The sequence below is a fragment of the uncultured Paraglaciecola sp. genome, from assembly GCF_943787955.1.
GTDB lineage: Bacteria > Pseudomonadota > Gammaproteobacteria > Enterobacterales > Alteromonadaceae > Paraglaciecola.
This window is the reverse complement of record NZ_CALSOK010000002.1, coordinates 260,498-284,517: the sequence shown is the minus strand read 5'-3', so window position 1 is coordinate 284,517 and position 24,020 is coordinate 260,498. Positions and strand designations below refer to the sequence as shown.

Genomic DNA, 24,020 nt, shown 5'->3' with positions numbered 1-24,020 from the left:
TTAATGGTGGGGTCATAAAGCAAACCCTATTGCCAGCTTTATAAAGAGACAGTGCCAGCGACTTTTGATTTGGTTTCTTGTGCTGGCTTATTGAATCTAAGTCAGTTAATTCGTTCTCGCAGCTACAGCAAAATCGCCAATCCGAAATTAAAGGATATGTTGAAATATATCTCAATTTAACAGCTGATTGTTTGTTGAAAGAAAATAGTCAGTTGGATATTGTTGGTCAAGAGATGAAAGAGTCATCAGCTGATACTTTTATACCCAATTAATATGTAGTTGAAGGGCCTGTGGGTTAGAAAAGTCGCGACTCAGTCCTCATACATAAAAAAGCCCTGACAATTCAGGGCTTTTGCATTTATAAAAATTTTAAATCATCCTCTGGTGACATTCCCAACTCTCGTAATTCTTGTTTGAGCCGCTTTCTGTCGTGTATGGCTTCAATTTCTCGCCATTTGAGTTTATTTGCTTTGTTTTTAGAGGACTTTGTTTCTGAATCTAAGGTAGACAATAATTCGGACTTATCCATTTCGATTTCTTTCCTTATTTTTATAGCGCAGTGAATAAAACAATACTCTTCAAGCTTTGTGATTATCGACATAAAACAATAAATTATATACTGTGTACCATACAGACAGTGTGTTCTGGTCAAGTCCAACCGGACACTTTTCTAAAGGAGTTTTCAAATTCAATTGGCGATTGATCCAAATTAGCTGAATGTAGTCGCTCAACATTATAATATTTCATGTACCTAGCAACATCTTCTCGCATATGTGTTCGAGTGGGCTGCGGTACTTTAAACAACCAATCATGCTTTAAACTTCCAAAGAAGCGCTCCACAACAGCATTATCCCAGCAAGCTCCAACATCTCCCATACTAGCTCGACACTCTAATCGCGACAGTAGATTTCTAAAGCCTTTACTCGTGTACTGAGAGCCTCTGTCACTGTGAAACACCAAACCTTTTGGTGGTTTGCGTAAATTATGAGCCTTTGTCAGTGCTTGCTCGACCAAATCACGCGTCATGCGTTTTGATATATGCCAACCTACAATCCGGCGTGAATACAAATCCATGACAATGGCTAAGTACAACCAGCCCTCACCAGTCTTTAAATAGGACACATCACCCGCCCAAATTTGATTGGGTCCAACAGGATTGAAATTCATATTTAGCAAGTTGTCAGCCACAGCATCACTGTGTTTGCGCTTGGTTGTCACTTTATAAGCTATTCGCTGAGTCACAACTAATTTAAGCCGTTCCATTAACTTAATGGCGCGATACCGCGTTATTTCAAAGCCTTCTTTGCGTAGTGCTTTAGCAAGCTCTCTGCTGCCTAAACTGTTTCGACTTGCCTTGAATAATGCTTTGGCTCGTCGATACAGTCTTAGCATTTGAGCGCTAATGAGTTCACCAGGTTTTTTTAGCCATGCGTAGTATGCTGACGAACTCACTTCCATCACTTTACAAGCAACTGACACCGGATACTTCGCATCAAGCTCACTTATAAAAGAATATCTTACTTCATTTCTTTCGCGAAGAAGGCACTGGCCTTTTTTAGGATTTCACGCTCCATTTGTAGACGTTTACTATCTTTCCTGAGCTGAATTAACTCTGCCCGTTCATCACCAGATAATGCATCACCTAGTGCCTGTTTCTTATGCTTAGCTACCCAGTTGTAAAGTAGTTTGTCTGTCACACCTAAAGATGCAGCAGCTTGTACGATTGGATAGTCTTGCTCTATTACCAGAGCGACCGCTTCTTGTTTAAATTCTGCGGGATAATGTTTATTTGTTCGTTTAGTCATATTCACCTCAATTAACAGGATTATAATCCTTTATTGAAGTGTCCGGTTAATTCAACCACAACAGTGATAATAATATAAGTATTTGAAGCTTTTACGAATAAGTGGAAAATATTGAGCTCTAAAATAGAGCCATTTCGTGCAGCTAGCTTCTCGCTCAAAAAGAAAGATATAAATATCACTCATCTTGATTGACTGGGTCATTTACCCTAGAAGCATTTTGTGAAGCTCGAAGCTAAGAATATAAAAACATAAGTATTTAAACCACAGAGAAAAAAGAGATCACCGGGTGCCGCGCACAGAGGTCAAAAAGCGAATATATATTCCTTTGTGTAGCAAGGCCGAAGGCATCCGGCGCTGCATTTTTTCTACGGTGAGACGCTCTTATCTTTAAGCCTATGAGGTGCCCCAACCTGTTTCGTGGTTATCTGTTTGCCTGTCTAAATTTGCTGATTAGCTGGTTGGTTGATGCATCAAAAGGTAACTCAGCATCGGTGTTCACCAGCTTATCTAACACCTGATTGCCCAATTCCTTACCCAGTTCCACGCCCCATTGATCGAATGAGTTCACACCCCATATTGCACCTTGCACAAAGACTTTATGCTCATACATCGCCACCAAAGCCCCTAAGGTTTTAGGATCAACTTGTTTGAACAGCAAGGTATTACTTGGCTTGTTGCCGGGCATGGTTTTATGGGTAGCAAGTGACTCAAGGGGGGGGATGTCTAAGTTTTTTGACGCTAAGTCAGCTTTGCATTCTTCGAAAGTTTTACCTTGCATTAATGCTTGTGTTTGACCAAAACAGTTGGAGGCTAACATGGCATGATGAGTATCATCTTGATTAGGCACTTTTAACGGTAACATAAAGTCAGCTGGCACTAATACAGTCCCTTGATGGATAAGCTGGTGGAACGAATGTTGACCATTAGTACCTTCACTGCCCCAAATGATTGGCCCTGTAGCATAATCTACTTGGGTGTGAGCTGCGGCAATACGTTTACCGTTACTTTCCATATCTAGCTGTTGCACATAAGCGGGGAAACCACGTAAATAGTGATAATAAGGCAATAACACATGACTTTGTGCACCAAAGAAATTCACATACCACACACCTAGTAAGGCTAATATCATTGGTAAATTTTGCTCAATGGGCGCAGTTTGGAAATGTTCATCCATTTCAAATGCACCTTGCAATAATTCGCGATAGTTGTCGTAACCTATGGTGAGTGCAATAGGTAAACCAATTGCCGACCAAAGTGAATAGCGTCCGCCTACCCAATCCCAAAGAGGGAAAATATTGTCTTCTGCCATACCAAATTCGGTAGCCGCTTTAATATTGGAAGACACCGCAATAAAGTGTTTAGCGATATCAGGCTGTGTACCACCTGACGCTAAAAACCAAGCTTTAGCTGTCATAGTATTCTGTAAGGTTTCTTGAGTAGTGAAAGATTTAGATGACATCACCACTAAGGTTTCTTGATGATCAACAGAAGCTAAAACATCTTGGATATGACATCCATCAACATTGGCAACATAGTGTACTTTTACTCCTTCAAACCAATAAGGTTTAAGGGCTTGAGACATGATTTTAGGACCAAGGAAGGAACCACCAATGCCAATGGCGACAATTTGCTTCAGCGACTTGCCGGTATAACCTTTACGGTTACCACTGTGGATGCTGCTAACAAAATCTTGGATCTTTTGTTGGCAAGCTAACACTTCTGACATCACATCTTCACCGTTTACTAATACAGGGTTGCCGGAAAAATTACGCAGCGCAGTATGCAAAACAGCCCGCTTTTCGGTGTGATTGATGATTTCACCAGCAAACATTGCTTGGCTTTTTTCACTTACCTGACATTCAGTCGCAAGTGCTTGTAATGCTTGCATGACTTCATCAGTAATAAGATTTTTTGAAAAATCTAATTCAATCCCACAGGCGGCTTGGGTAAAATTTTCAGCACGTTGCGGGTCTGCAGCAAACCAGTCCCGCATATGTTGAGTTTTGATTTTTGTGGCTAAATTTTCAAGGTTTTGCCACGCTGGTGATGAAGTTAGTGCTGTCATTTTGTGTTCTCAATATAAGATAAAGCTCAGGTCTGGCCTCTATACCCGTCTCCCTTGAAGCTTTAGCGTTGTTGGCTACTCTCACTTACCCTAATCGGTAACCGACGTTGCACTTAGCATGCCTAAGCTCATGGGCTGAGTGCCTTTATCGCCTTGCTGCAACTCCAATGGCTTTGGGTATAACATAATTAAAAGCGCCGAATTCGACGCTTTTACAATAAGTTATGTAGGTTACAGGTAGCTTCTTAACATGGCTTCCAACTTAACTTGGTCAGCAGCAAAGTTGCGAATACCTTCAGATAATTTTTCAGTCGCCATGGCGTCTTGATTCATATTCCAGCGAAACTGAGCTTCTGTTAACGGTGCCCCAGGTGTTTTGATTGCGCCGTTGTCTTTTAACTTAATCGGCAAAGGTGCATCAGTCTGTGATAATGCTTCAAGTAAAGCAGGACCAATAGTTAAACGGTCACAACCGGCCAATTCAGTAATCTCAGCGGTATTACGGAAACTTGCACCCATAACTACCGTTTTATAACCATGATCTTTATAGTAGTTATAAATTTTAGTGACTGAAACAACCCCTGGGTCTTCGGCTGAAGTGTAGTCAGTTTTACCGGTACTTTTCTTGAACCAATCTAGAATTCGTCCAACAAACGGAGAAATTAAGAATGCACCGGCTTCTGCACAAGCTTGTGCCTGAGCAAAACCAAACAGTAAAGTGAGGTTACAGTTAATGCCTTCTTTTTCTAACACTTCTGCGGCTTTGATACCTTCCCAAGTGGAGGCTAACTTAATTAATATACGACTTTTGTCGATGCCTGCTTCTTTATAAAGCGCAATCAATTTATGGGCTTTATCGATACTAGCAGCGGTGTCAAATGACAAACGCGCGTCCACTTCTGTAGAGATCCTTCCCGGTACGATATTCACAATGTCAGTACCAATAGTCACAGATAATTTATCGCCCGCATCGGTAATTTGTTGTTCAGCGTCAGAAGATTGTTGTTTTGCCCAAGCCACAGCCCCCTGAAGATGAGACTTGTACTGCGGCATTTCTGCTGCTTTAAGTAACAACGAAGGATTAGTAGTGGCATCTACCGGTTGGTATTTTTTAATGGCTTCGATATCGCCTGTGTCAGCCACAACAGTGGTGATTTCTCGTAGTGCTTGTAATTGGTTAGACATATTATCCTCTGTAAGTAATGACACTTTATCGTTATTGCGATCAATTAGGTGTAGCTTGGCAACATTGTTCAGGAATTCAAAGAAGTAAGCTGACTATCATATGTCTTAATGCTTACCGTATGGTGACTGAAACGTATGGGAACAGGATATAACCGTTAAATAGCAGACGCCAGTAAAAGACCGATTTCACTAAAAAATAACGTCCATATGAAATCATATGTTCATAAAGCCAGCTTAAAATTACAAACAATGTTGGGTTATTTAGTAGTAGGAGAATTTATCTTTACCGCGCTCGTAACTTTGAAGCGCATGTTCAAATTCCTGCTTTAGTTCAGGTAAGGTATTGTAAAGCTCAACTTGTTGTTGTTGATGTTGTGCCACTTCGTTTCTCACCATTAATCGCTGATCTCGTTTAAGACCGTCAGCAATCATAAGCTCACTTTTATCTGCTATGGCATGTTCTAGCCAATCGATCTCTTTATAAGTGCTTTCGAGTTCCGCTGCACGTTGACTTAATATCTTTTTTAATCCGTATAGTGTTTGACCATCGCTGAACCCTTTTAAAAACTCAGCTTCAAACTGTTCAGGACAACTACGACTATAATCTTTTCCATGTCTCCCTCGAGAGAAACCATTGTTTGCTGTGCAAAAACGTTTAGACCCATCGAAGTGCCCATTGCGATATTCCATCAAATCAGGTGTGACACCGTGCTCGGCGCACTCTTTTCTATGCTGCGAAACATGTGACTCGTTCTTACCAAAACTCCCATCTTCAAAACCTATTAATTGCCAATCTGCGTTTAAACAATCTGATTCATTCATATTGGCACAATTTGATAACAATAAAATGATGGCTGTCATAGCTAAAAATTTTATGTGCATATTTATCCTTAACTAAAGGTCGGTTAATATAGGAAGTGTGAAGTCCGATTGGACTTAATAATGGCTGAAGCGCCTCTCAAATACAAAGAAAATTAAAATCCAACTTGTATTTGTCCACGTATACTTCATATTCACAATGACTATTTTTAAAACAAGTTTTATCGTTACAGGATCCCATTGAATGTTAGTTGTTATCTCGCCAGCCAAAAACCTCGATTATGATACCCCAGCAGCAACCGACACTTATACTCAGCCAGAGATGCTGGATGATTCACAGACGCTCATTACACATTGCCAAACATTAAGTCCAGCCAAAATTGGCTCGTTGATGAAAATCAGTGATAAGTTATCAGGACTCAATGCAGATCGTTACGCCAGTTGGCACATTCCTTTTGATACCAGCAACGCGAAACAAGCACTATTGGCATTTAACGGTGATGTTTATACCGGTTTAGACTCCAGCTCGTTTAGCCAAGCAGACTTCGAATTTGCTCAGCAACACTTACGTATTTTATCAGGCTTATATGGTGTGTTACGTCCACTGGATTTGATGCAGGCGTATCGTTTAGAGATGGGTACCAAATTGGACATAGGCGAAAGCAAAAATTTGTATCAGTTCTGGGGTGAACGTATTAGCCACAAGTTAAATGAAGCAATCGCTACCCAAGGTGACAATGTGTTGGTTAACTTGGCTTCGAATGAATATTTTAAAGCCGTTAAGCCTAATGCTCTTAACGCTGAAATCTACACTCCTGTATTTCAAGATTGTAAAAACGGGCAGTATAAAGTGATCAGCTTTTTCGCTAAAAAGGCCAGGGGCATGATGGCTAGGTATATATTACAAAACCAGTTAACTGAGGTTAGTCAATTGCAACAATTCGATTCTGCCGGATATCAGTTTTCCACTGAAAAGAGTCAGGGTAATGTGTTGGTGTTTACACGTGAAGAACTATAATTTATGTAAGGGAATACTCTGTTCTTATTTGGCTCAAGGGTGTTCTAGCAGTGTTTAGATGTACCCATTTTTATGATGAAAATTAAAAACACATAAACATCTAGGTTTGAATGCTCAATACTTATTCTACTTTTTGCTTATCATTTATCTTCGTTTGGGCCGCAACATAAGCAAATAAGCAAGGTTACATTATGTTGTCGATGTGATTTGAATTGGGTGGGTGAATTTATATCACAACATCGCTAAAATATGAGGCTGGCAGCAATGTGTATAGCATAATTGTATCATTCTTATTCGCTGCCGGACCTGGATTCATAATGCAGTTAAGCGAAATCAAGCCTATAGCCACAAAAGCCCACCAATTCTGATTTAGCAGACTAAACAAATTGTGAGCCTTTGATAGAGATATTTAGCGTTGCTGAATGTCTTTATTATGGCTTGCTATCTTTTACAATTACCCTTACCTTGCCGTCACTTATATTTTTAGAATCGCCACTTATGCAAGTCTCCTTAGAGGGATTTATTCTTACCGCTCGCAGTATAGAACGCCAAGGTAAAACTTATATTGAATGCTGGTTCCTTACTGAAAATAGCGTAGTAAAGGGGACATCGACAGCGCAACAAGGGGTGTTTTTTATTGATCAAAAAGATCAGGCGCAAGCATCGCAAATATTAAAAAAAAGTGGCATTGAACATCACTACAAACCCTTAGCGTTAAAAACGTTTGAGCATCAAGACGTGGGCGGTATCTACTTTGATAGAAACAACTCACTGTATAAAGCAAAAACACTGCTTAAACAGTACCACATTAACTGTTTTGAGGATGATATACGTTTAACCGAGCGTTACTTGATGGAACGTTTTGTTTATGGCAGTGCCACTTTTTCTGGTAAGCAAGTGGCACATAAGCCAACAGAAATAACAGATATTCAGTGTAAACCCTGTCAGTTCGTGCCGAGTTTTAGCCTGTTATCTATTGATGTCGAATGCAGTGAAGATGGCGAGTTGTTCTCAATTGGTTTAGCCAGCGATACCTATAAGTGTGTATTGATGATTGGCAAGGCACAAGCCGCAGCAGAATGGGTCCACTGGTTAGACAATGAAAAGGCGTTGTTGCAGCAGTTTGTTATTCAAGTGTGTCAAATCGATCCCGATATTATCATTGGCTGGAACGTGGTTAATTTTGACTTTCGTTTGCTGATTCAACGGGCCGCTTTGCATAAAGTTGAATTGTCTTTGGGGCGGGATAATCAACCTATTTTATGGCGAGATGCCAGGAATGAAGTGGATCAGGGTTTTGTCTCTATGCCCGGTCGAGTGATTATTGATGGCATAGACGCATTAAAAACTGCAACCTATCAGTTTGACAGTTTTAGCTTAGAAAATGTTGCTCAAACCCTTTTAGGGGTAGGTAAAAAGACCGAAGACGTTGACGATCGGCTGGCCCAAATTGAACATGATTTTCAATATAATAAAGTCAAGCTAGCAGAATATAACCTACAAGATTGTCAGTTGGTGTTAGATATTTTTGAATACACCAAAGTTATGGATTTTTTAACGTTACGTAACCAGCTAACAGGACTTGAGTTGGATAGAATGGGTGGCTCGGTGGCTGCTTTTATTAATTTGTATCTACCCAAACTTCATCGAGCAGGTTATATCGCACCTAACAGACCAGAAGATGGTGGTTTAGCCAGCCCTGGTGGTTATGTGATGAGTTCTAAGCCTGGCTTATATAAACATGTATTGGTACTCGACTTTAAGAGCCTATATCCGTCCATCATGCGCACCTTTAAAATTGACCCATTGGGCTTAGTGGAAGGTTTAATGTCTCCAGAACAGGCCATTGAAGGTTACCGCGGGGCTAAATTCAGTCGAGACAAACACTTTTTACCGGATATTATTACCTCACTTTGGCAACAGCGCGATGCAGCTAAGAAAAACCAAGATGCTGCTCGTAGCCAGGCTATAAAAATTCTGATGAACTCTTTTTATGGGGTACTAGGCTCAGGTGGTTGCCCGTTTTATGACACACGTTTAGCTAGCTCTATTACTATGCGTGGTCATGACATTATGCAAACTACAGCAAAATGGATTGAAGACGCGGGGTACCAAGTTATTTATGGTGACACTGATTCGACTTTTGTTTGGCTAGACGCAGAGATATCAGATCAACAAGCCTCTGACATCGGTCAATCTCTTGTTTGTGAAATTAACCAAAAATGGCAAGACAATATTCTACAAGAGCATCAGCTCGATTGTGATTTAGAGATAGAGTTTGAAACGCATTTTAGTCAGTTTTTAATGCCGACTATTCGTGGCTCAGAACTCGGTAGCAAAAAACGTTATGCAGGCTTAAAAACCACCAAAGATGGGGAAAAACTGGTTTTTAAAGGTTTGGAAACTGTTCGTTCAGATTGGACGCAATTAGCTAAAGGCTTTCAGCTTACATTATACAAAATGGTCTTTGCAGGGCATAAGGTCCACGATTATTTACTGCAAATAATCGAAGATACTCGTTCAGGCAAGCTTAACGAGCAACTGGTATACCGCAAACGAATTCGCCGTAAGTTAGATTTGTATGTAAAAAACATACCGCCTCATGTAAAGGCAGCAAGGTTGGCTGATCAAAAAAATGCAGCTTTAGGTAAAACACTCAGATATCAGCACAAAGGCTGGATAGCTTATGTCATCACTATTAATGGCCCACAACCAATAGAATACATCACCAGCCAAATAGATTACGACCACTACGTAGATAAACAAATCAAACCTATTGCCGAAGGCATTTTGCCCTTCATAGGATTATCTTTTGAAGACATGACCAGTCAACAAATGGGCTTGTTTTAGTCAATTAATAAAGCTTGTCACCGCAGAGTGCAACAAGGTAACAGAGATAAAGATAAACAACATATTGGACTTTTTTATCTCTGCCTAATTGACGTATGCCATATCCTATTTGGTTCAGCGCTCTTTGCGTTATCTCTGCTTAACTAACCAGCTGATAAGCTCAACAGATTGATCTGGGGTCATATCGCGGGTGAATATAGCCTGGTATTTTTCATTGATAATGATGGTAGGTACACTTCTTACACCACGAGCAATTTTGTCGTTTTTGGCAACCTGACTACGAATACCAAAACTAGACATCATTTTTTCTAGCTTAAGGGCGTCTGATCCCGTCGCCGCATACACTGCAAGGATGTCAGCCTTGCTGGTTATTTTTGTTCTTTTTTGATGAATAGTATTGAATAACGCTTTATTGAACAGTGCATCGGTTTTTAGCGCTTTTGAGGCCAACATCACTGCTGTTGCATCATTTTGTGTGTCTTTAGATGTGCTGCCATTAAAATTAACATGTACCTTTTGAAAGGGTATGCCTGGAGGGAGCGCGCGCTTAATTTGCGGCACTATGGTTTCAAATGCGTTACAAGCGGGGCACCAAAATGAAAAAACTTCTTGCACTATGGGTTTAGCGCTAGCCTTCTGAGCGATCACTTTATAATGAGTACCTTCTTGCCACTTTGATTGTGCCAAGGTATTAAATGAAGTTAAAAATAAAAATACGATTAAAAATGACCTGCGCATAAAAACCCTCTTAAAGTTTATTTATAATTTTGAATTAAAAAAGCCAATTGAAAAACAATCGGCTAAATATTTATTATTTCTACTCAGTTTAAATTATTTTTTATTTGACAAAAATACAATTAAATCAACCATGTCAGCTTGGTTCATATCACGCGTGAACGTTGCTTGGAATTTGCCGTTAACAATAAAGTTTGGCACGCTACTCACGTATTTACGATATTTTTGAATGGCTTTATTATTCATTTGCAGCATGCTGTCTACCCCAAAGCTAGAGGCCATTTTGTCAAATTTTTCAGGCTCAACACCGTTCACAATAAAGATGTTTTTCAAATCTTTCATATCGGTTATAGATGAGCGGGCGACGTGAATATATTGAAATATGGCTTGATTCAGCAGATCACTTTTTTTCAACGCTTTAGCCACCATCATAGCTCTTGTGGCGTTATCTTGGGTTTGTTTGCTAGCAAAGCCCATAAAATTTACATGTACTTTTTTGAATTCAACATCATCAGCCAATTTGCTTTTGATTGCTTTAACAAGAGGTTCAGAGTTAAAGCAATGGGGGCACCAAAAAGAAAAGAATTCCAAGACTTCTTTTTTCTCAGTCGCTTGTTCCAGTATGACTTTGTAATGTGTGCCTTCGCGCCATTTTTCTTGAGCGCAGGCCTGTAAAGGTAGCAATAAAACTACACTGAGTAACAATAATATTTTTTTCATAACGTCTCACAACTTATTTCAGATTTATTCGCAGATTAGCATAGCTATCAAAAAAATCCGATAGGACTTTGTAAAGCGATGTTAATAATAGTAATGATTTTACATGACATATAAAAATCTAACTAACAATGTGCCATTTATTAAATATTGAATATTGAATATTGAATATTGAATATTGAATATTTAATCATTTAGAAAACATGGTTTTCACTTTTATTTAAAAGGATGGCGTAGGTGTTTTGAGTCAGATTATTGAAATATTTTGCGAGAGAGGTTTTTGGGCATTTTAGTATTCGAACCCTATCCTAACCTAACCTCATCTTCGCGTTATAACTTCCTAGTTATCAGTAAACGTTCATTTCAAAATCTGGATAGGGCTGGGCAAGCTAGCGGGTAATGCATTGATGTTGTTCGCAGATATATCATATATGTTTGATATCCTTACCACCCATTAATGACCTGTTAAAAGGCGCGTTTTGACTTTAGGTTTTTTTGAATAGCTTGAATTAAACATGCTTACTAATTGATCCACATGTATAAAATATTGTTTAACTGACAGTCACACAATTTGAACTGAGATTAATTATAAACACCAGATCCAGAAAATTGGGTTCACATGAGGGAGACGTGAGTTTTAGTCGCTATTTACAGTGTTAATGCCGGCTCTTGAAGTGCCAATAATTGCCCTTTCAGCGCAAGTATTTGTTGTTCCCAATACTTGACATCGATGAACCATGGAAACGCTTGTGGAAAAGCAGGGTCTTGCCAGCGCCTTGCCAACCAAGCCATGTAGTGCACCATACGCATGGCACGTAAGGGTTCTATTAATGTTAACTGACTCATATCAAAGTCACAAAATTCTTCATAAGCTTCGATTAGGGTATTTATTTGAATCAACTGCTGTTGCCTGTCGCCTGATAGCATCATCCATAAATCTTGGATCGCGGGACCACTTCTGCAATCATCTAAATCAACAAAGGTGGGGCCATCGCGCCATAATATGTTACCAGAGTGACAATCGCCATGAAGCCTAATGTTATTTGTGTTGACGAAAAGCGATTGAGCTAAATCGACTACTTGCTGTAAAATAGTGAAAAACGCCGTAGGCAAACTAGAAGGGATCAGAGAACTATTTTGCAACTGTTGCAAAGGGGCAAGTAAATGTTCTTCGATACACATAGTAGGTCGATGTTTGAAGTGGCGACTTTTAGCAACCCTATGTATACGACCGATAGAACTGCCCATCCATTCAAGGTGATCTACATTGTCTTCTTCAAATTGCCGCCCAGCGACTGAGGGGAAAAGTGCAAAGGAAAATCCTTTGTAAACCTGCAGACTTTGCGCGTTGCAAACCAGCGGTGCAACTACAGGGATAGCGTGGGATGCCAATTCAATAGAAAAATCATGCTCTTCTTGAATTTGGTTCTGGCTCCAACGCTGCGGTCGGTAAACTTGGCAACATAGCGTTTTTTATCTTCAGCAATAAACTGATAAACCCTATTTTCGTAGCTGTTAAGTGTCAATAATCCAGACTCAACTAGCATGCCTTGTGATTCTATGGCGTCGAGTATCAAATCAGGCGTGAGTTCCGAAAAATTGAAAGTATTCACAAATTAGGGTACAAAAATTTACTGATTTCTTGAACGGTCACTGGGGTGTTTTCAGCATCAATTGATTCAACTCTGAAGCTAAATGCAGTGGACTCTTGGGTTAATTTATTTGGATTGATGGCGATACTCAGAGGTAAATTGAACACCTCACCTCCTGAAACTGTTACTTCATCTTCACCAATGTAGGTGTGTCCTTCAAGATTATCTATGTATATATCATAGCGCTGGGTGTATTGAGATTTATTCAGAATTTTTAAGGTAAACACATTCTCAATAAGGCCATTACCTGTTTCCCGGTACATAGGTACCCTGTCTTTTATAATGTCTATTTCCAAAGGTTTTCTCGTTGCTATGTCGAATACCAACAGCCCCGACATTAATAATAAAACAATGCCATAACCGATTAATTTAGGACGAAATATTTTTGTTTTACCGCCTGCTAATTCTGTTTCTGAAGTAAAACTAATCAAACCTTTGGGGTAGTTCATCTTTTCCATAACATCATTACAGGCATCAACACAGGCCCCGCAATTTATGCATTCATATTGCAAACCGTTGCGAATATCTATTCCAGTCGGACAAACCTGCACACATAGGTTGCAATCAATACAATCACCTAAGCCTTTGGTTTGATTTTCTTCACGGCTGACTTTTTGTCCTCTGGGTCCGCGTTGTTCCCCACGAGCAGTGTTATACGCAACAGTAAAGGTGTCTTTGTCGAACATAGCGGATTGAAAACGTGCATAGGGACATATGTGGGTACACATAATTTCGCGCATCCATCCAGCGTTACCATAGGTGCAAAGTGTGAAAAATAGCACCCAGAAGACTGCCCAAAAACCACTTGAAAAAGTGAAAAATGCTACAAATAAAGAGTCAATCGGTGTGAAATAACCAACAAAAGTTAATGCGGTGATCAAAGCAATCCCAATCCAAGTGAAATGTTTTAGGGCCTTACGCCATAGCTTGTCAAAGTCCATTTTTCTTTCATCTAGCTTCATTCGTTTGTTGCGACTGCCTTCAATCTTTTCCTCAAACCAGATATATAAGAAAGTCCAGGTAGTTTGCGGACACATAAAGCCACACCAAACACGCCCGGCAAAGGTGGTTACAAAAAATAGCGCAAAGGCGGCCACTATTAAAATCCATGCGAATAACGTCAAATCTTGTGGCCATAGTGTTAAGGCAAATATTTTAAAACGCTGTGCACCGAAATCAAGTAACACTGCTTGGCTGCCATTAAACTGGAGCCAAGGTAAAAGTGCAAAACCACTTAAAAAAAACATTCCAAAAAAGCGACGAATATTTTCCAACATGCCTGTGACCGCTCGTACGTATATTCTGTTGCGAGGAGTATAGGAATTGCCATGTTTGTTTTTATCTGGGTAGTGTACTTTTACGGGTGAGATATTTTTTACGGGAATTCGCTCACTCATGGTATGTCCTTGGTATATCAAAAAGACAGATGTTGAGAGTTCAACAGACTGGTCGCTTGTAGAGTATATCAGCATGTTTACTGCCGTGCTTGATCCCAGTCAGTCTTTCTTATACTCATATCAAAACTCAAGAATGGTTATTCGTGGTTATCCGAAGGTATAACTCTGGGGGATGTTTTCGGTGCCATCATCACGTAATGTATAAAATCCTTATATCAATAGATGGTTTTTGAGACATAATATATGTTGCGTTTTTTTGTAGTGACGTTCGAAATTTTGGCTTTGATAATGATTTTGCGCAGTGCGTTGGTGCAACTTTGGTTGTTGGATATGCAAACGACGACTTCACAGTGGATGCATGGTATATCTATGACCATTGATAATCAGCAACTCGCCAAATTTAGAAATGAAATTTCGGAGCAGGTTCAAGGTTTTACCGAGTCGCAAACTGAATATTTATATAAAATCACCAGCACAAAAACTGAACTAAAAAACTTTAATCAGCATTATTGTTATGCTGGAGATAAAAATCCTTATATTTATGGGAGCAATTTACGTCACGTCTGCGGTGAGATTAGTCGAAAAGGTATTCTTGATAATCTTAGTTGAAAGGGCTGGGCAAGCTCATAATAAATTTAGCACCGCCCAATTTCCCATCGGTTACATAGCAGTCTCCTTGATGCCAATCATCAATTCTATTTACGATAGCTAAACCATGGCTAGTTTTCGTTAATGGGCTTTTGAGCATTGATTGACATATAAGTTTGCCATCCTGATTTGCCTTTAAAGTAAAATCCGGAAAAGTCGGTATTTCTTTGTGAAACATCATAATAATAGTCAATCAAATCTGCATTTTTCCAATCAGTGCCTATGCGTAATCCCAATCGAAAATCATGCCATAACCATCTATAACTGTAATCCAGACCTACCTGCTGGCCCACATGAACATGACTGATATCTTGCTGGAATATGAGTTGCCATTCGCCATTTGATAAAAAATAATGTCCTCAAATACTGCCATTGATAGCCTAGCTCACCATTATCAAAATAGGCTTTTTCTGCGTACTAGGCAATGTCAGGCAGTGTCAGGCAATGTCAGGCAGTATCACTAACGGAATATCGTCTCTATCCACCAGTGGACTGGCTTTAACGCCGACCCCAAATGCTAAACCAAGTTGCCAGCTACTTGTCTTAATGCATGTTCCATCTTCACAACAGACTAGTATTGTTCCCGAGACACACTTACATAAGAAAATGAACAAAAAATGCTGTGTGTGAAACAAAACATTTAATATTAATAATGTGCGAAGCCTAGTAGAGTTTTTGTGGTACTTGTCAGTGGGTTACCATTATTCACAATTAGATCCATATTTACGTATAAATAATAGCTTCAAATGATTATATTAAATTATAAGATTTATATGAAAAGGTATTTGAGCATGCTTCAAACCCAAACGAATAATATTAGTAACAAGTTGTGTTTAGCAATCATACTGATGATCGTTTTTGTATTAACAGCTTGTTCAGATGACACTGCACAAGTCGCTGTCGAATCTGTAAATGAAAGACCTACTGAAGCACCGCAGCTTAACTCGGCAACTACATTTGATGGACCCTTGGTTAGGGCGGGTGAAGTGTCTGTTAGCCGTTTTATCAAAAATGGTATTTACTCGGCGGCATTTGAATATGCCAAGACTTCTAAAGAAGGAGTGGCAGTACCAACAGTAAGCCAAGATAGTGTCAGTGCCAGTTTTTCTACTACCAACACTCAAGAATCTGGGGTCGATGAAGCAGACCGTATAGAATACGATGGCAACATATTGTATTTGGCTGCTTATCAGCAGTGGCTTAAGGAAGGCGTTTCTCAGTCAAAGGTGAGAGTGTTAGAGAGACAAAATGATTTTTCGTTAAATTCAGTGGCTGAGTTACCTCTTTTGGATGAAAATTCGAATATAGGAGGCATGTATCAACATGATGATAGATTAGCAGTATTGAGTGCCAATGTTGAATTTTATGCTATTGATGCTCTTTCGATTGCCCCAGAGCCTTGGTCACCAAATGAGCAGAAATTAACTTTAGATATATATGACACTTCTTTACCGAGTAACCCATCCACGGTGAGCAATATTAAGATAGATGGTGCGATGGTATCGAGTCGTCGCATAGGCGATGATCTTTATCTAGTGACTAGTTATACTGCCTATGTTGAGGGGCTTAACCCTAATGCAACAACAGAAGAAGAGTTACTGGCCAACTATTTAATTATTTTGGATACGCCTAATTCGGGGCTTATGCCAAAGATCTATCGGAATGGCGACGAAGGCACACCTCTGAACTCAACTAAAGACTGTGTCATACCTGCTCAGGCTAATGAGAAAGATGGTTATGCCCATCTTTTGACTGTAAGCAGGATTAGTTTAACTGACCCGAATGACATTCAATCAAGCTGCATTAGCTCTGTAGCGAATATGTTATATATGTCAGAGGCAAACTTGTATCTCAGTGCATCTGTGGATAATAAAACTGTTTTGCATAAAGTGTCGTTAGACGCAAATTTGACGTATCAGGCAACAGGAAACGTAGACGGTATTATTGGTTGGCGAGGAGCAGCTAATCTGCGTTTAAGTGAACAAAATGATCACTTACGTATTGTGACCACTGATTACACTTCTGGTGAGCCTGAACATAAACTTTCAATCTTAAATCAGCAAGGCAATGAGTTAGCTATGTTGGCTACATTGCCCAATGACTCATCCCCAGAGCCTATCGGTAAACCTGGTGAAGATATTTATGCCGTCCGATTTCTGGGAGACCGAGGATATATTGTCACCTTCGAAAGGATAGACCCACTTTATGTAATCGATTTAGCGGATCCTAACGCCCCAAGGGTGTTAGGTGCATTAGAAATCCCTGGATTTTCTAGCTATTTACATCCTTTGGATAATGGCTATTTACTTGGAATAGGTCAGCAGGTTAACGTTAACAACATTCCTGAAAGTGGAGAGGTAATTGACGAACCTGTGTCTCAAGAAGGTATGAAAATTAGTTTGTTTAACGTATCTGAACCAACCAACCCCGTTGAAGTGAACAGTATCATTAAGCCCAGCAGTTATACGCCAGTCGAATATGATTATCGGGCATTGACAGTGCTAAATAGTAATGGCAATTACCAATTCGCACTGCCTGTTGAAAGTTGGAACATGCCTATCGATGAACTTTTAGACTACTGGGGATCATCTAATAGTTTGTTGTTGCTCGAAGTGGACACCACATCTAACAATCCAGAGTTAATTCAAAGGAGTGAGGTACGGCCTGATGTAAGTGAACAACCTTATGCCAGTGGATGGGATGACAGAAGTATTATTCATGGTGACAAGGTGTATTACATCCACGGTAATCAAGTATGGCAGACCACTTGGTCTAAAAATGCTGCTATTTTTGGGCCTTTTTAATCAGTGATAATTATGTTGCTGATTGTGTTAGCTTGATCCGGGTTCTCATCCTTGCTCGGTGTAAACCGATTTTTTTGTTTGGCTTTAGCTCTGTAAATGGAAGATAAATAGACCTATTGCAACTTATTTAAATTAGATTCAGTATATATTCAGGTGTCATGGTAATACTGACAACTACCTTAATGCAGGAGATTTATTATGAAAATATTAAGCGGATTGATTATTTCTGCAATGACATTAGGTTTTTCTAATCAAGTTTTGGCTCAGGCTAAAGTCGAAATTGAATGGGATAAGCCCGAAAAATACCGTGATGTTAGGCCCAGTAATCAGTCGCGAAAAAGATTTAGAGACGCGACTTTTGAAGATATTAACGAATATATGAATGAATTATCGTTGGCATTACCTGATAACCAAAAATTACTAATGAAAGTCACTGATCTTGATCTGGCTGGACAAGTCTGGCCTGCCTCTCATCTTGGTTTAGGACATGGAACATCTGATGTGCGGATCGTTAAAAATATTGATATACCAAGGATAAATTTTAGCTATAAATTATTGGATGAGTCTGGTGAAGTAGTGCAACAGGCCGAAGTGAAACTCAAAGATATGTCTTTTCTAGATCGCAGTCATCACTTGTTCAAAAGTGAGTCATTGCGTTACGAAAAAAACATGTTGCAACGTTGGTTTAAACAAGAATTCGCTGCGTATATAAATCAGAAGGTTACCCCAAAATAGCTGGCTACTTCGAGGGCTGAACTGAGGAATAATGGCGATATGAGTAATTGCCTATTTAGCAACATAAGCAGTGTCGGTTTGTTTAATGATAGCTACCATCGCCAATATAGCATTGGTTGTTAAGTCTTAATGCCACTGCCCATAGTCACGTAGACTGCCACATCGCTGTATTTATGTGGCAGCACTATATTTTAAGGGATATGTATTGCTATCTACCGTGCATTTTTTGTATCAGTATTATGCATAACACAAACTAGTTATTTACCTAGATACCCGGCAACGAAGTCTTTATATCGGTGCCGTTAATCGTAAATTCAGATAGGTTTATTAAAATGGATTGACTGGCAAATAATTTGCGAGGTTATGATAGATTGCCTTTTTTAGCCAATACTCTGTAACGACCTCTTTATCGTAAAAATTATCTATTCAATTGCACAACAATACAACAGCACTAAAAATAACTAGAACGTGTCACCAATATTGATAACACATTCCCTCATCACCACTTCATCCTATAACGATGCAATGGTGCTGCGCTGTTCATGTAGTTTGCCCATCTGCATAGTAAAATCAGCCAGCTTCGCTTTTTCTTTTTCAATCACCACGTCAGGCGCATTACCCACAAACTTTTCATTGGCGAGTTTTCCTTGAGTTCGAGCATAGTCTTTTTCTAATTTATCCAAAGCTTTAGCAATCCTAGCCAATTCAGCATCTTTATCAATTAAGCCTGCCATGGGGATCATAATTTCAAGTGAGCCCAATAACGATGTAGCACAAGCGGGTGATATATCCTCTTTACTCAATGTGGTGACACTTTCTAACTTGGCAATTGAATGCAAGAATATGACGTTTTCTTCAAGCCGCCTAATATCCTCTGGTGAGGCATTGCGCAGTAACACCGACAAAGGTTTATTTGGCGAGATGTCCATTTCACCACGAATAGAACGAATAGATAAAACAAAACCTTTTACCCATTCCAAATCTGCCATCGCTGTGGCATCAACCTTGGCAACATCATATTCAGGGTACACCTGATTCATGATGGTGGCGCTATGACAGTTAGCGATAGGCGATACATTTTGCCAGATAGTCTCTGTGATAAACGGCATAATAGGATGCATCAATCGTAGCAAAGACTCTAAGACGGTAACTAGGGTATGCCTAGTACCGCGTTGCTGCTCATCAGTACCTTGCAATAAAATAGGTTTGGTTAATTCTATATACCAACCACAAAACTGATCCCATGTGAATTCGTATAATGTATGTGCGGCAATATCAAAACGATAGGTATCCATCGCATCGCGATAAGCTTTTATGGTGTTTTGGTATTGCCCCATGATCCACTTGTCTGCAAGTGAAAAAGTCATACTCGAATCTGAATTAAACCCACAATCATGTTCTTGGGTATTCATCAGCACAAAGTTACTGGCGTTCCATAACTTGTTGCAGAAGTTTCTGTAGCCTTCTAAGCGCTTCATGTCCCAACTGATATCACGGCCGGTAGAAGCGACTGCTGCTAGGGTAAAACGCAGTGCATCTGTGCCATGAGACTCTATGCCATCAGGGAACTGCTTCGCCGTTTGTTTCTTAATTTTTTCAGCCATTTTAGGCTGCATCATATTACCGGTACGTTTTTCGAGTAAATCTTCCAGAGAAATACCATCAATCATATCCAAGGGGTCAATGACGTTACCTTTAGACTTAGACATTTTATGCCCGTCATCATCACGAATAAGGCCTGTTACATATACTGTTTTAAAAGGTACTTGTGGTTTGCCGTTTTCATCTTTAATAAAATGCATAGTCATCATGATCATTCTGGCTACCCAGAAGAAAATGATGTCAAAACCAGTGACCAATACATCGCTAGGATGGAACGTTTTTAAGTCTTCAGTATTTTCAGGCCAACCTAATGTAGAAAACGTCCACAGCGCAGAGGAGAACCAAGTGTCTAATACATCGTCATCCTGTCTGAGTAACACATCAGCGCCCAAGCCGTTTTCTGCACGAGCTTGTGCTTCGTTGCGGCCCACATATACATTTCCTTGTTCATCGTACCAAGCGGGTATTCTATGGCCCCACCACAATTGACGTGAAATGCACCAGTCTTGGATATCATTCATCCAAGAAAAATACATGTTTTCATATTGTTTAGGTACAAATTCAATCTCGCCATTGGTGACGGCATCGGCTGCGACTTTGGCTAGAGGTGCTGCACGTACATACCATTGGTCAGTCAGCATAGGTTCAATCACCACCCCACTTCTATCACCATAAGGCACAGTGAGGTCGTGGTCTTTTACTTTTTCTAAGAAGCCTATTTCATCAAATTTGGCCACTATGGCTTTGCGGGCGGCAAAACGGTCCAAGTTTTGAAATTCTTCAGGTATGGCTGAATTTACGGCATCGGTTGCTTCACCATTTGTATCGAATATTTCAGCTTGCTGGCGAATTTCACCAGAGAAATTCAAAATATTGATCATCGGTAATTGATGACGTTTACCGACTTCATAATCGTTAAAGTCATGAGCTGGCGTAATTTTTACGCAGCCGGTGCCTTTTTCTATATCTGCATGTTCGTCACCAACGATAGGAATACGACGATTTACCAAAGGTAAATCGATAAACTTACCAATCAAGTCTTTATATCTAGGATCTGCTGGATTAACGGCTACACCTGTATCACCTATCACTGTCTCAGGTCGGGTTGTTGCGACTACAAGGTAATCTTTGCCATCAGTTGTTTTAACCCCATCAGCCAAGGGATAACGAAAGTGCCACATGTGACCTTTTTTGTCTTTACTTTCTACTTCTAGGTCAGATATGGCGGTATGTAACTTAGGATCCCAGTTAACAAGGCGTTTACCGCGATAGATCAAGTCTTCTGAATGCAGGCGTACAAATACTTCATTTACTGCGTTTGAAAGCCCCTTATCCATAGTGAAACGCTCACGTTCCCAATCAACTGAAGCACCTAATCGACGCATTTGGTTGGTAATAGTATTACCTGACTCGGCTTTCCATTCCCAAATTTTGTCGATAAAAGCATCGCGGCCCAATTCTTTACGAGTGGGTCCATTTTCTGCTGCTAACTTTCGCTCCACTACCATTTGAGTAGCAATGCCAGCGTGGTCAGTACCCACTTGCCATAAGGTATTATTGCCTGACATACGTTTGTATCGGGTTAAGGCATCCATAATGGTTTGTTGAAACGCATGGCCCATATGCAGGCTGCCCGTCACGTTTGGTGGCGGTATCATGATGCTGTAGGACTCACCTTCTCCAGAAGGTTTAAATTGACCGCTATCTTCCCATTTTTGGTATATGTCGCGTTCTATATTTTGTGGATTAAATGTCTTATCCATTATTTTGTGCCTCGTTAATGCTTGAGGCGGGTAGGGTATCGAGTTGATTACCTGCCGCTCTATATTGTTTATATCGTTCTCTGGCCTGAGGTTTGAGTTGCTCTTTTGCAGGCACAAAATCAATGACTTGTCTAAATCGTTGATGAAAATCGGGAATTTTGTCTGCCAAATTAATCAGTAAGGGTCGATTAAATTGGCTGGGTGTTTGCCAACATATTTCAACAGGTGCGCCGCCCACCGGACCTTCTCCGGCTAAATTGTGAGGAACAAAGGCATCGTTGGGCAGTTGCCATAGTAATTCATCAAATTGCTCGGCTTGGCTTTGGTCTTGACAATAAACTAAACATTTTTGTTTGTGCCGATAACTACGGGTCGCCAACAAACAAGCCAGCGCAAAGTGCGCTGGCTGTTGGTGTGTGTCATCTGTTTCATCAAGCAGATAAAACGTTACATTAGACATATACGAAGTGGTTCCTAAGATGTGGTTCCTAAAAAGCGTGATTAATCTTCTGTTTCAATACCAGCACGGTTCATTAAGAACTGAGACAACATAGGCACAGGCCGACCAGTAGAACCTTTTTCTTTACCTCCAACCCAAGCTGTGCCCGCAATATCCATATGGGCCCAGTTATATTTACGAGTAAAACGAGACAAAAAGCAGGCTGCAGTGATTGCGCCTGCAGGACGGCCACCAAGATTGCTCATATCAGCAAAAGGACTTTCAATTTGATCTTGATATTCATCCCATAAAGGTAAACGCCAAGCTTTATCGCCACTTTGTTCAGATGCATTGATCAATTCATGAGCAAGAGGGTTATGGTTACTGAATACTGCGCTAGCGTGTTTGCCTAAAGCCACAACACAAGCACCCGTTAATGTAGCAACATCTACTACCAACTCAGGATCGAAACGTTCTACATAAGTTAAGGCATCACATAATACTAATCGCCCTTCGGCATCGGTATTGAGCACTTCAACTGTTTGGCCTGACATAGTGGTTAAAATATCACCAGGTCGGTATGCATTTGCATCGGGCATATTTTCACAACCCGCTAAAATACCAACAATATTAATCGGCAGATTCAGAGCGCTAATGGTATGCATTGCCCCTAACACTCCAGCTGCACCACCCATATCATATTTCATTTCATCCATGGCTTCGCCTGGCTTGATAGAAATACCACCTGAATCGAAGGTTAATCCCTTACCGACTAAAACGATTGGCGCTTGATCTGATGGGCCCCCTTTATGCTCCATAATAGTCATGATTGACTCATTGACGGAGCCTCGGCCCACAGCCAAGTAAGTGTGCATACCTAACTCGTCCATCTGTTTTTCATTGACTGAGCTAACATGCAGGTTTTCATAAGTAACGGCTAACATCTCTGCTTGTTCAAGTAGATATTTGGGATTACAAATATTTGGTGGCATATTGGCTACATCTTTAGCGGTTTTAGCGCCTTGCGCGACGGCTAAACCATGCCCAAGTGCTCGTTCGCCAATGGATAACTCGCGACGTGTGGATACATTAAAAACGATTTTTCGCAATGGCCTGCGTAATTCACCTTTTTTGGTTTTAAGCTGTAAAAAAGTGTAAAGCGAATCTTGTGTGGCTTCTACAGCTTGGCGCACTTTCCAATATGTATCGCGACCTTTAACATGTAATTCAGTCAAGAAACTAACCGCTTCCATTGAACCTGTTTCATTTAACGTTTTAATAGTTTTGGAGATGATTTGTTTGTATTGGCGTTCGTCTAGTTCGCGCTCTTTGCCACATCCTACTAACAATACTCGCTCACTTAAGATGTTAGGTACATGGTGAAGTAATAACATTTGACCGGCTTGACCTTCCAAATCCCCTCTTCTTAGTAGGTTACTAATATAGCCTTCACTAATAATATCGAGCTGTTCGGCCACAGATGTTAGACGCCTAGGCTCAAACACACCTACCACAATACAGGCGCTGCGTTGTTTTTCTGGACTGCCACTTTTTACGCTAAATTCCACTTTGAATCCTCGTTACATGATGAATAATACTGCAACCATTTTTCCTTTTAATTCATAATTGAAAGGCGACGTTGGGTAATACAGCTATATTATTGTAAGATTAACTTCAGCCGGACATAATCTGTAAATAAGATCGTGGCTGAGTGCATTAAATATGCACACTTTATAAATTAAACTTGTGAAAACGTTAAGTTTACTTAAAATTTCCCATAGTGCCA

Annotated in this window: 17 protein-coding genes and 1 pseudogene; 5 read left to right on the top strand and 13 right to left on the bottom strand. The window is 40.1% G+C overall.

The features are described 5' to 3' along the window. Positions 1-358: 358 nt before the first annotated feature. From Q0Y52_RS01910 to Q0Y52_RS01890, 5 genes are all read right to left on the bottom strand, one after another. Positions 359-529, bottom strand: coding sequence for a DUF3545 family protein (locus Q0Y52_RS01910; RefSeq protein WP_297817267.1), 171 nt, complete (start codon positions 527-529; stop codon positions 359-361). 119 nt (positions 530-648) lie between these two features. Then, positions 649-1,805 (bottom strand): IS3 family transposase gene (locus tag Q0Y52_RS01905; protein WP_297816341.1). Its coding sequence is split into 2 segments (ribosomal slippage): positions 649-1,559 and positions 1,559-1,805, totalling 1,158 coding nucleotides; the frame shifts between segments, so codons are not numbered across the junction. 421 nt (positions 1,806-2,226) lie between these two features. Beyond that, positions 2,227-3,870 carry a glucose-6-phosphate isomerase gene (gene pgi, locus Q0Y52_RS01900; RefSeq protein WP_297817264.1) on the bottom strand — a complete coding sequence of 548 codons (1,644 nt, stop codon included), beginning with the start codon at positions 3,868-3,870 and terminating at the stop codon, positions 2,227-2,229. A 231-nt stretch (positions 3,871-4,101) separates the two neighbouring features. After that, entirely contained in the window at positions 4,102-5,055 is a 954-nt protein-coding gene (tal, locus tag Q0Y52_RS01895; protein WP_297817261.1) for a transaldolase, read from the bottom strand. A gap of 261 nt (positions 5,056-5,316) precedes the next feature. Then, positions 5,317-5,937, bottom strand: coding sequence for a DUF2799 domain-containing protein (locus Q0Y52_RS01890; RefSeq protein WP_297817258.1), 621 nt, complete (start codon positions 5,935-5,937; stop codon positions 5,317-5,319). Between the two features lie 181 nt (positions 5,938-6,118). On the opposite strand from Q0Y52_RS01890, the gene yaaA reads away from it, so the two are divergent. Both yaaA and Q0Y52_RS01880 read left to right on the top strand, forming a co-directional pair. Further along, positions 6,119-6,892 (top strand): peroxide stress protein YaaA, encoded by a 774-nt coding sequence (gene yaaA, locus Q0Y52_RS01885; RefSeq protein WP_297817255.1) that lies wholly within the window; start codon positions 6,119-6,121, stop codon positions 6,890-6,892. A gap of 498 nt (positions 6,893-7,390) precedes the next feature. Then, a complete protein-coding gene (locus tag Q0Y52_RS01880) occupies positions 7,391-9,742 on the top strand; it encodes a DNA polymerase II (RefSeq protein WP_297817252.1) in 2,352 nt (783 codons plus the stop codon). 129 nt (positions 9,743-9,871) lie between these two features. Here Q0Y52_RS01880 and Q0Y52_RS01875 read toward each other — a convergent pair whose 3' ends face one another. The 4 genes and pseudogenes from Q0Y52_RS01875 to ccoG all read right to left on the bottom strand — a co-directional run bounded on the left by Q0Y52_RS01875 (position 9,872) and on the right by ccoG (position 14,243). Further along, a complete protein-coding gene (locus Q0Y52_RS01875; RefSeq protein ID WP_297817249.1) occupies positions 9,872-10,480 on the bottom strand; it encodes a thiol:disulfide interchange protein DsbA/DsbL in 609 nt (202 codons plus the stop codon). Between the two features lie 93 nt (positions 10,481-10,573). Then, on the bottom strand, positions 10,574-11,197 hold the full coding sequence (locus Q0Y52_RS01870) for a thiol:disulfide interchange protein DsbA/DsbL (RefSeq protein ID WP_297817247.1): 624 nt from the start codon (positions 11,195-11,197) through the stop codon (positions 10,574-10,576). Between the two features lie 645 nt (positions 11,198-11,842). Continuing rightward, positions 11,843-12,807: pseudogene (locus Q0Y52_RS01865) on the bottom strand (serine/threonine protein kinase). After that, entirely contained in the window at positions 12,804-14,243 is a 1,440-nt protein-coding gene (ccoG, locus tag Q0Y52_RS01860; protein ID WP_297817244.1) for a cytochrome c oxidase accessory protein CcoG, read from the bottom strand. Before ccoG ends, Q0Y52_RS01865 begins: the two are co-directional and overlap by 4 nt. Before the next feature lie 243 nt (positions 14,244-14,486). On the opposite strand from ccoG, the gene Q0Y52_RS01855 reads away from it, so the two are divergent. Then, positions 14,487-14,852, top strand: a complete 366-nt coding sequence (locus Q0Y52_RS01855; protein WP_297817242.1) for a hypothetical protein — start codon at positions 14,487-14,489, stop codon at positions 14,850-14,852. A 110-nt stretch (positions 14,853-14,962) separates the two neighbouring features. On the opposite strand, the gene Q0Y52_RS19340 is transcribed toward Q0Y52_RS01855, so the two are convergent. After that, the gene (locus Q0Y52_RS19340) at positions 14,963-15,184 is read right to left on the bottom strand and encodes a MipA/OmpV family protein (protein WP_366939209.1); all 222 of its coding nucleotides are present in this window, start codon (positions 15,182-15,184) and stop codon (positions 14,963-14,965) included. 498 nt (positions 15,185-15,682) lie between these two features. Here Q0Y52_RS19340 and Q0Y52_RS01845 point away from each other — a divergent pair, with 498 nt between their 5' ends. Both Q0Y52_RS01845 and Q0Y52_RS01840 read left to right on the top strand, forming a co-directional pair. After that, on the top strand, positions 15,683-17,695 hold the full coding sequence (locus Q0Y52_RS01845) for a beta-propeller domain-containing protein (protein ID WP_297817237.1): 2,013 nt from the start codon (positions 15,683-15,685) through the stop codon (positions 17,693-17,695). Positions 17,696-17,893: 198 nt separating this feature from the next. Further along, positions 17,894-18,430 (top strand): DUF3016 domain-containing protein, encoded by a 537-nt coding sequence (locus tag Q0Y52_RS01840; protein ID WP_297817233.1) that lies wholly within the window; start codon positions 17,894-17,896, stop codon positions 18,428-18,430. 512 nt (positions 18,431-18,942) lie between these two features. Here the strand turns inward: Q0Y52_RS01840 and Q0Y52_RS01835 are convergent. The 3 genes from Q0Y52_RS01835 to pepA are packed head-to-tail and all read right to left on the bottom strand — an operon-like array spanning position 18,943 to position 23,802. After that, complete coding sequence (locus Q0Y52_RS01835; RefSeq protein ID WP_297817230.1) at positions 18,943-21,795, bottom strand: valine--tRNA ligase; 2,853 nt, start codon at positions 21,793-21,795, stop codon at positions 18,943-18,945. Further along, the gene (locus Q0Y52_RS01830) at positions 21,788-22,255 is read right to left on the bottom strand and encodes a DNA polymerase III subunit chi (RefSeq protein WP_297817225.1); all 468 of its coding nucleotides are present in this window, start codon (positions 22,253-22,255) and stop codon (positions 21,788-21,790) included. The genes Q0Y52_RS01835 and Q0Y52_RS01830 overlap by 8 nt, the downstream gene beginning before the upstream one ends. A gap of 41 nt (positions 22,256-22,296) precedes the next feature. After that, positions 22,297-23,802, bottom strand: coding sequence for a leucyl aminopeptidase (pepA, locus tag Q0Y52_RS01825; protein ID WP_297817222.1), 1,506 nt, complete (start codon positions 23,800-23,802; stop codon positions 22,297-22,299). Positions 23,803-24,020: the final 218 nt, after the last annotated feature.

Excerpts from the sequence above, each read along its gene's own strand:
- Q0Y52_RS01910 (WP_297817267.1), bottom strand. The coding sequence starts at position 529 with ATGGATAAGTCCGAATTATTGTCTACCTTAGATTCAGAAACAAAGTCC.
- pgi (WP_297817264.1), bottom strand. The coding sequence starts at position 3,870 with ATGACAGCACTAACTTCATCACCAGCGTGGCAAAACCTTGAAAATTTA.
- tal (WP_297817261.1), bottom strand. The coding sequence starts at position 5,055 with ATGTCTAACCAATTACAAGCACTACGAGAAATCACCACTGTTGTGGCT.
- Q0Y52_RS01890 (WP_297817258.1), bottom strand. The coding sequence starts at position 5,937 with ATGCACATAAAATTTTTAGCTATGACAGCCATCATTTTATTGTTATCA.
- yaaA (WP_297817255.1), top strand. The coding sequence starts at position 6,119 with ATGTTAGTTGTTATCTCGCCAGCCAAAAACCTCGATTATGATACCCCA.
- Q0Y52_RS01880 (WP_297817252.1), top strand. The coding sequence starts at position 7,391 with ATGCAAGTCTCCTTAGAGGGATTTATTCTTACCGCTCGCAGTATAGAA.
- Q0Y52_RS01875 (WP_297817249.1), bottom strand. The coding sequence starts at position 10,480 with ATGCGCAGGTCATTTTTAATCGTATTTTTATTTTTAACTTCATTTAAT.
- Q0Y52_RS01870 (WP_297817247.1), bottom strand. The coding sequence starts at position 11,197 with ATGAAAAAAATATTATTGTTACTCAGTGTAGTTTTATTGCTACCTTTA.
- ccoG (WP_297817244.1), bottom strand. The coding sequence starts at position 14,243 with ATGAGTGAGCGAATTCCCGTAAAAAATATCTCACCCGTAAAAGTACAC.
- Q0Y52_RS01855 (WP_297817242.1), top strand. The coding sequence starts at position 14,487 with ATGTTGCGTTTTTTTGTAGTGACGTTCGAAATTTTGGCTTTGATAATG.
- Q0Y52_RS01845 (WP_297817237.1), top strand. The coding sequence starts at position 15,683 with ATGCTTCAAACCCAAACGAATAATATTAGTAACAAGTTGTGTTTAGCA.
- Q0Y52_RS01840 (WP_297817233.1), top strand. The coding sequence starts at position 17,894 with ATGAAAATATTAAGCGGATTGATTATTTCTGCAATGACATTAGGTTTT.
- Q0Y52_RS01835 (WP_297817230.1), bottom strand. The coding sequence starts at position 21,795 with ATGGATAAGACATTTAATCCACAAAATATAGAACGCGACATATACCAA.
- Q0Y52_RS01830 (WP_297817225.1), bottom strand. The coding sequence starts at position 22,255 with ATGTCTAATGTAACGTTTTATCTGCTTGATGAAACAGATGACACACAC.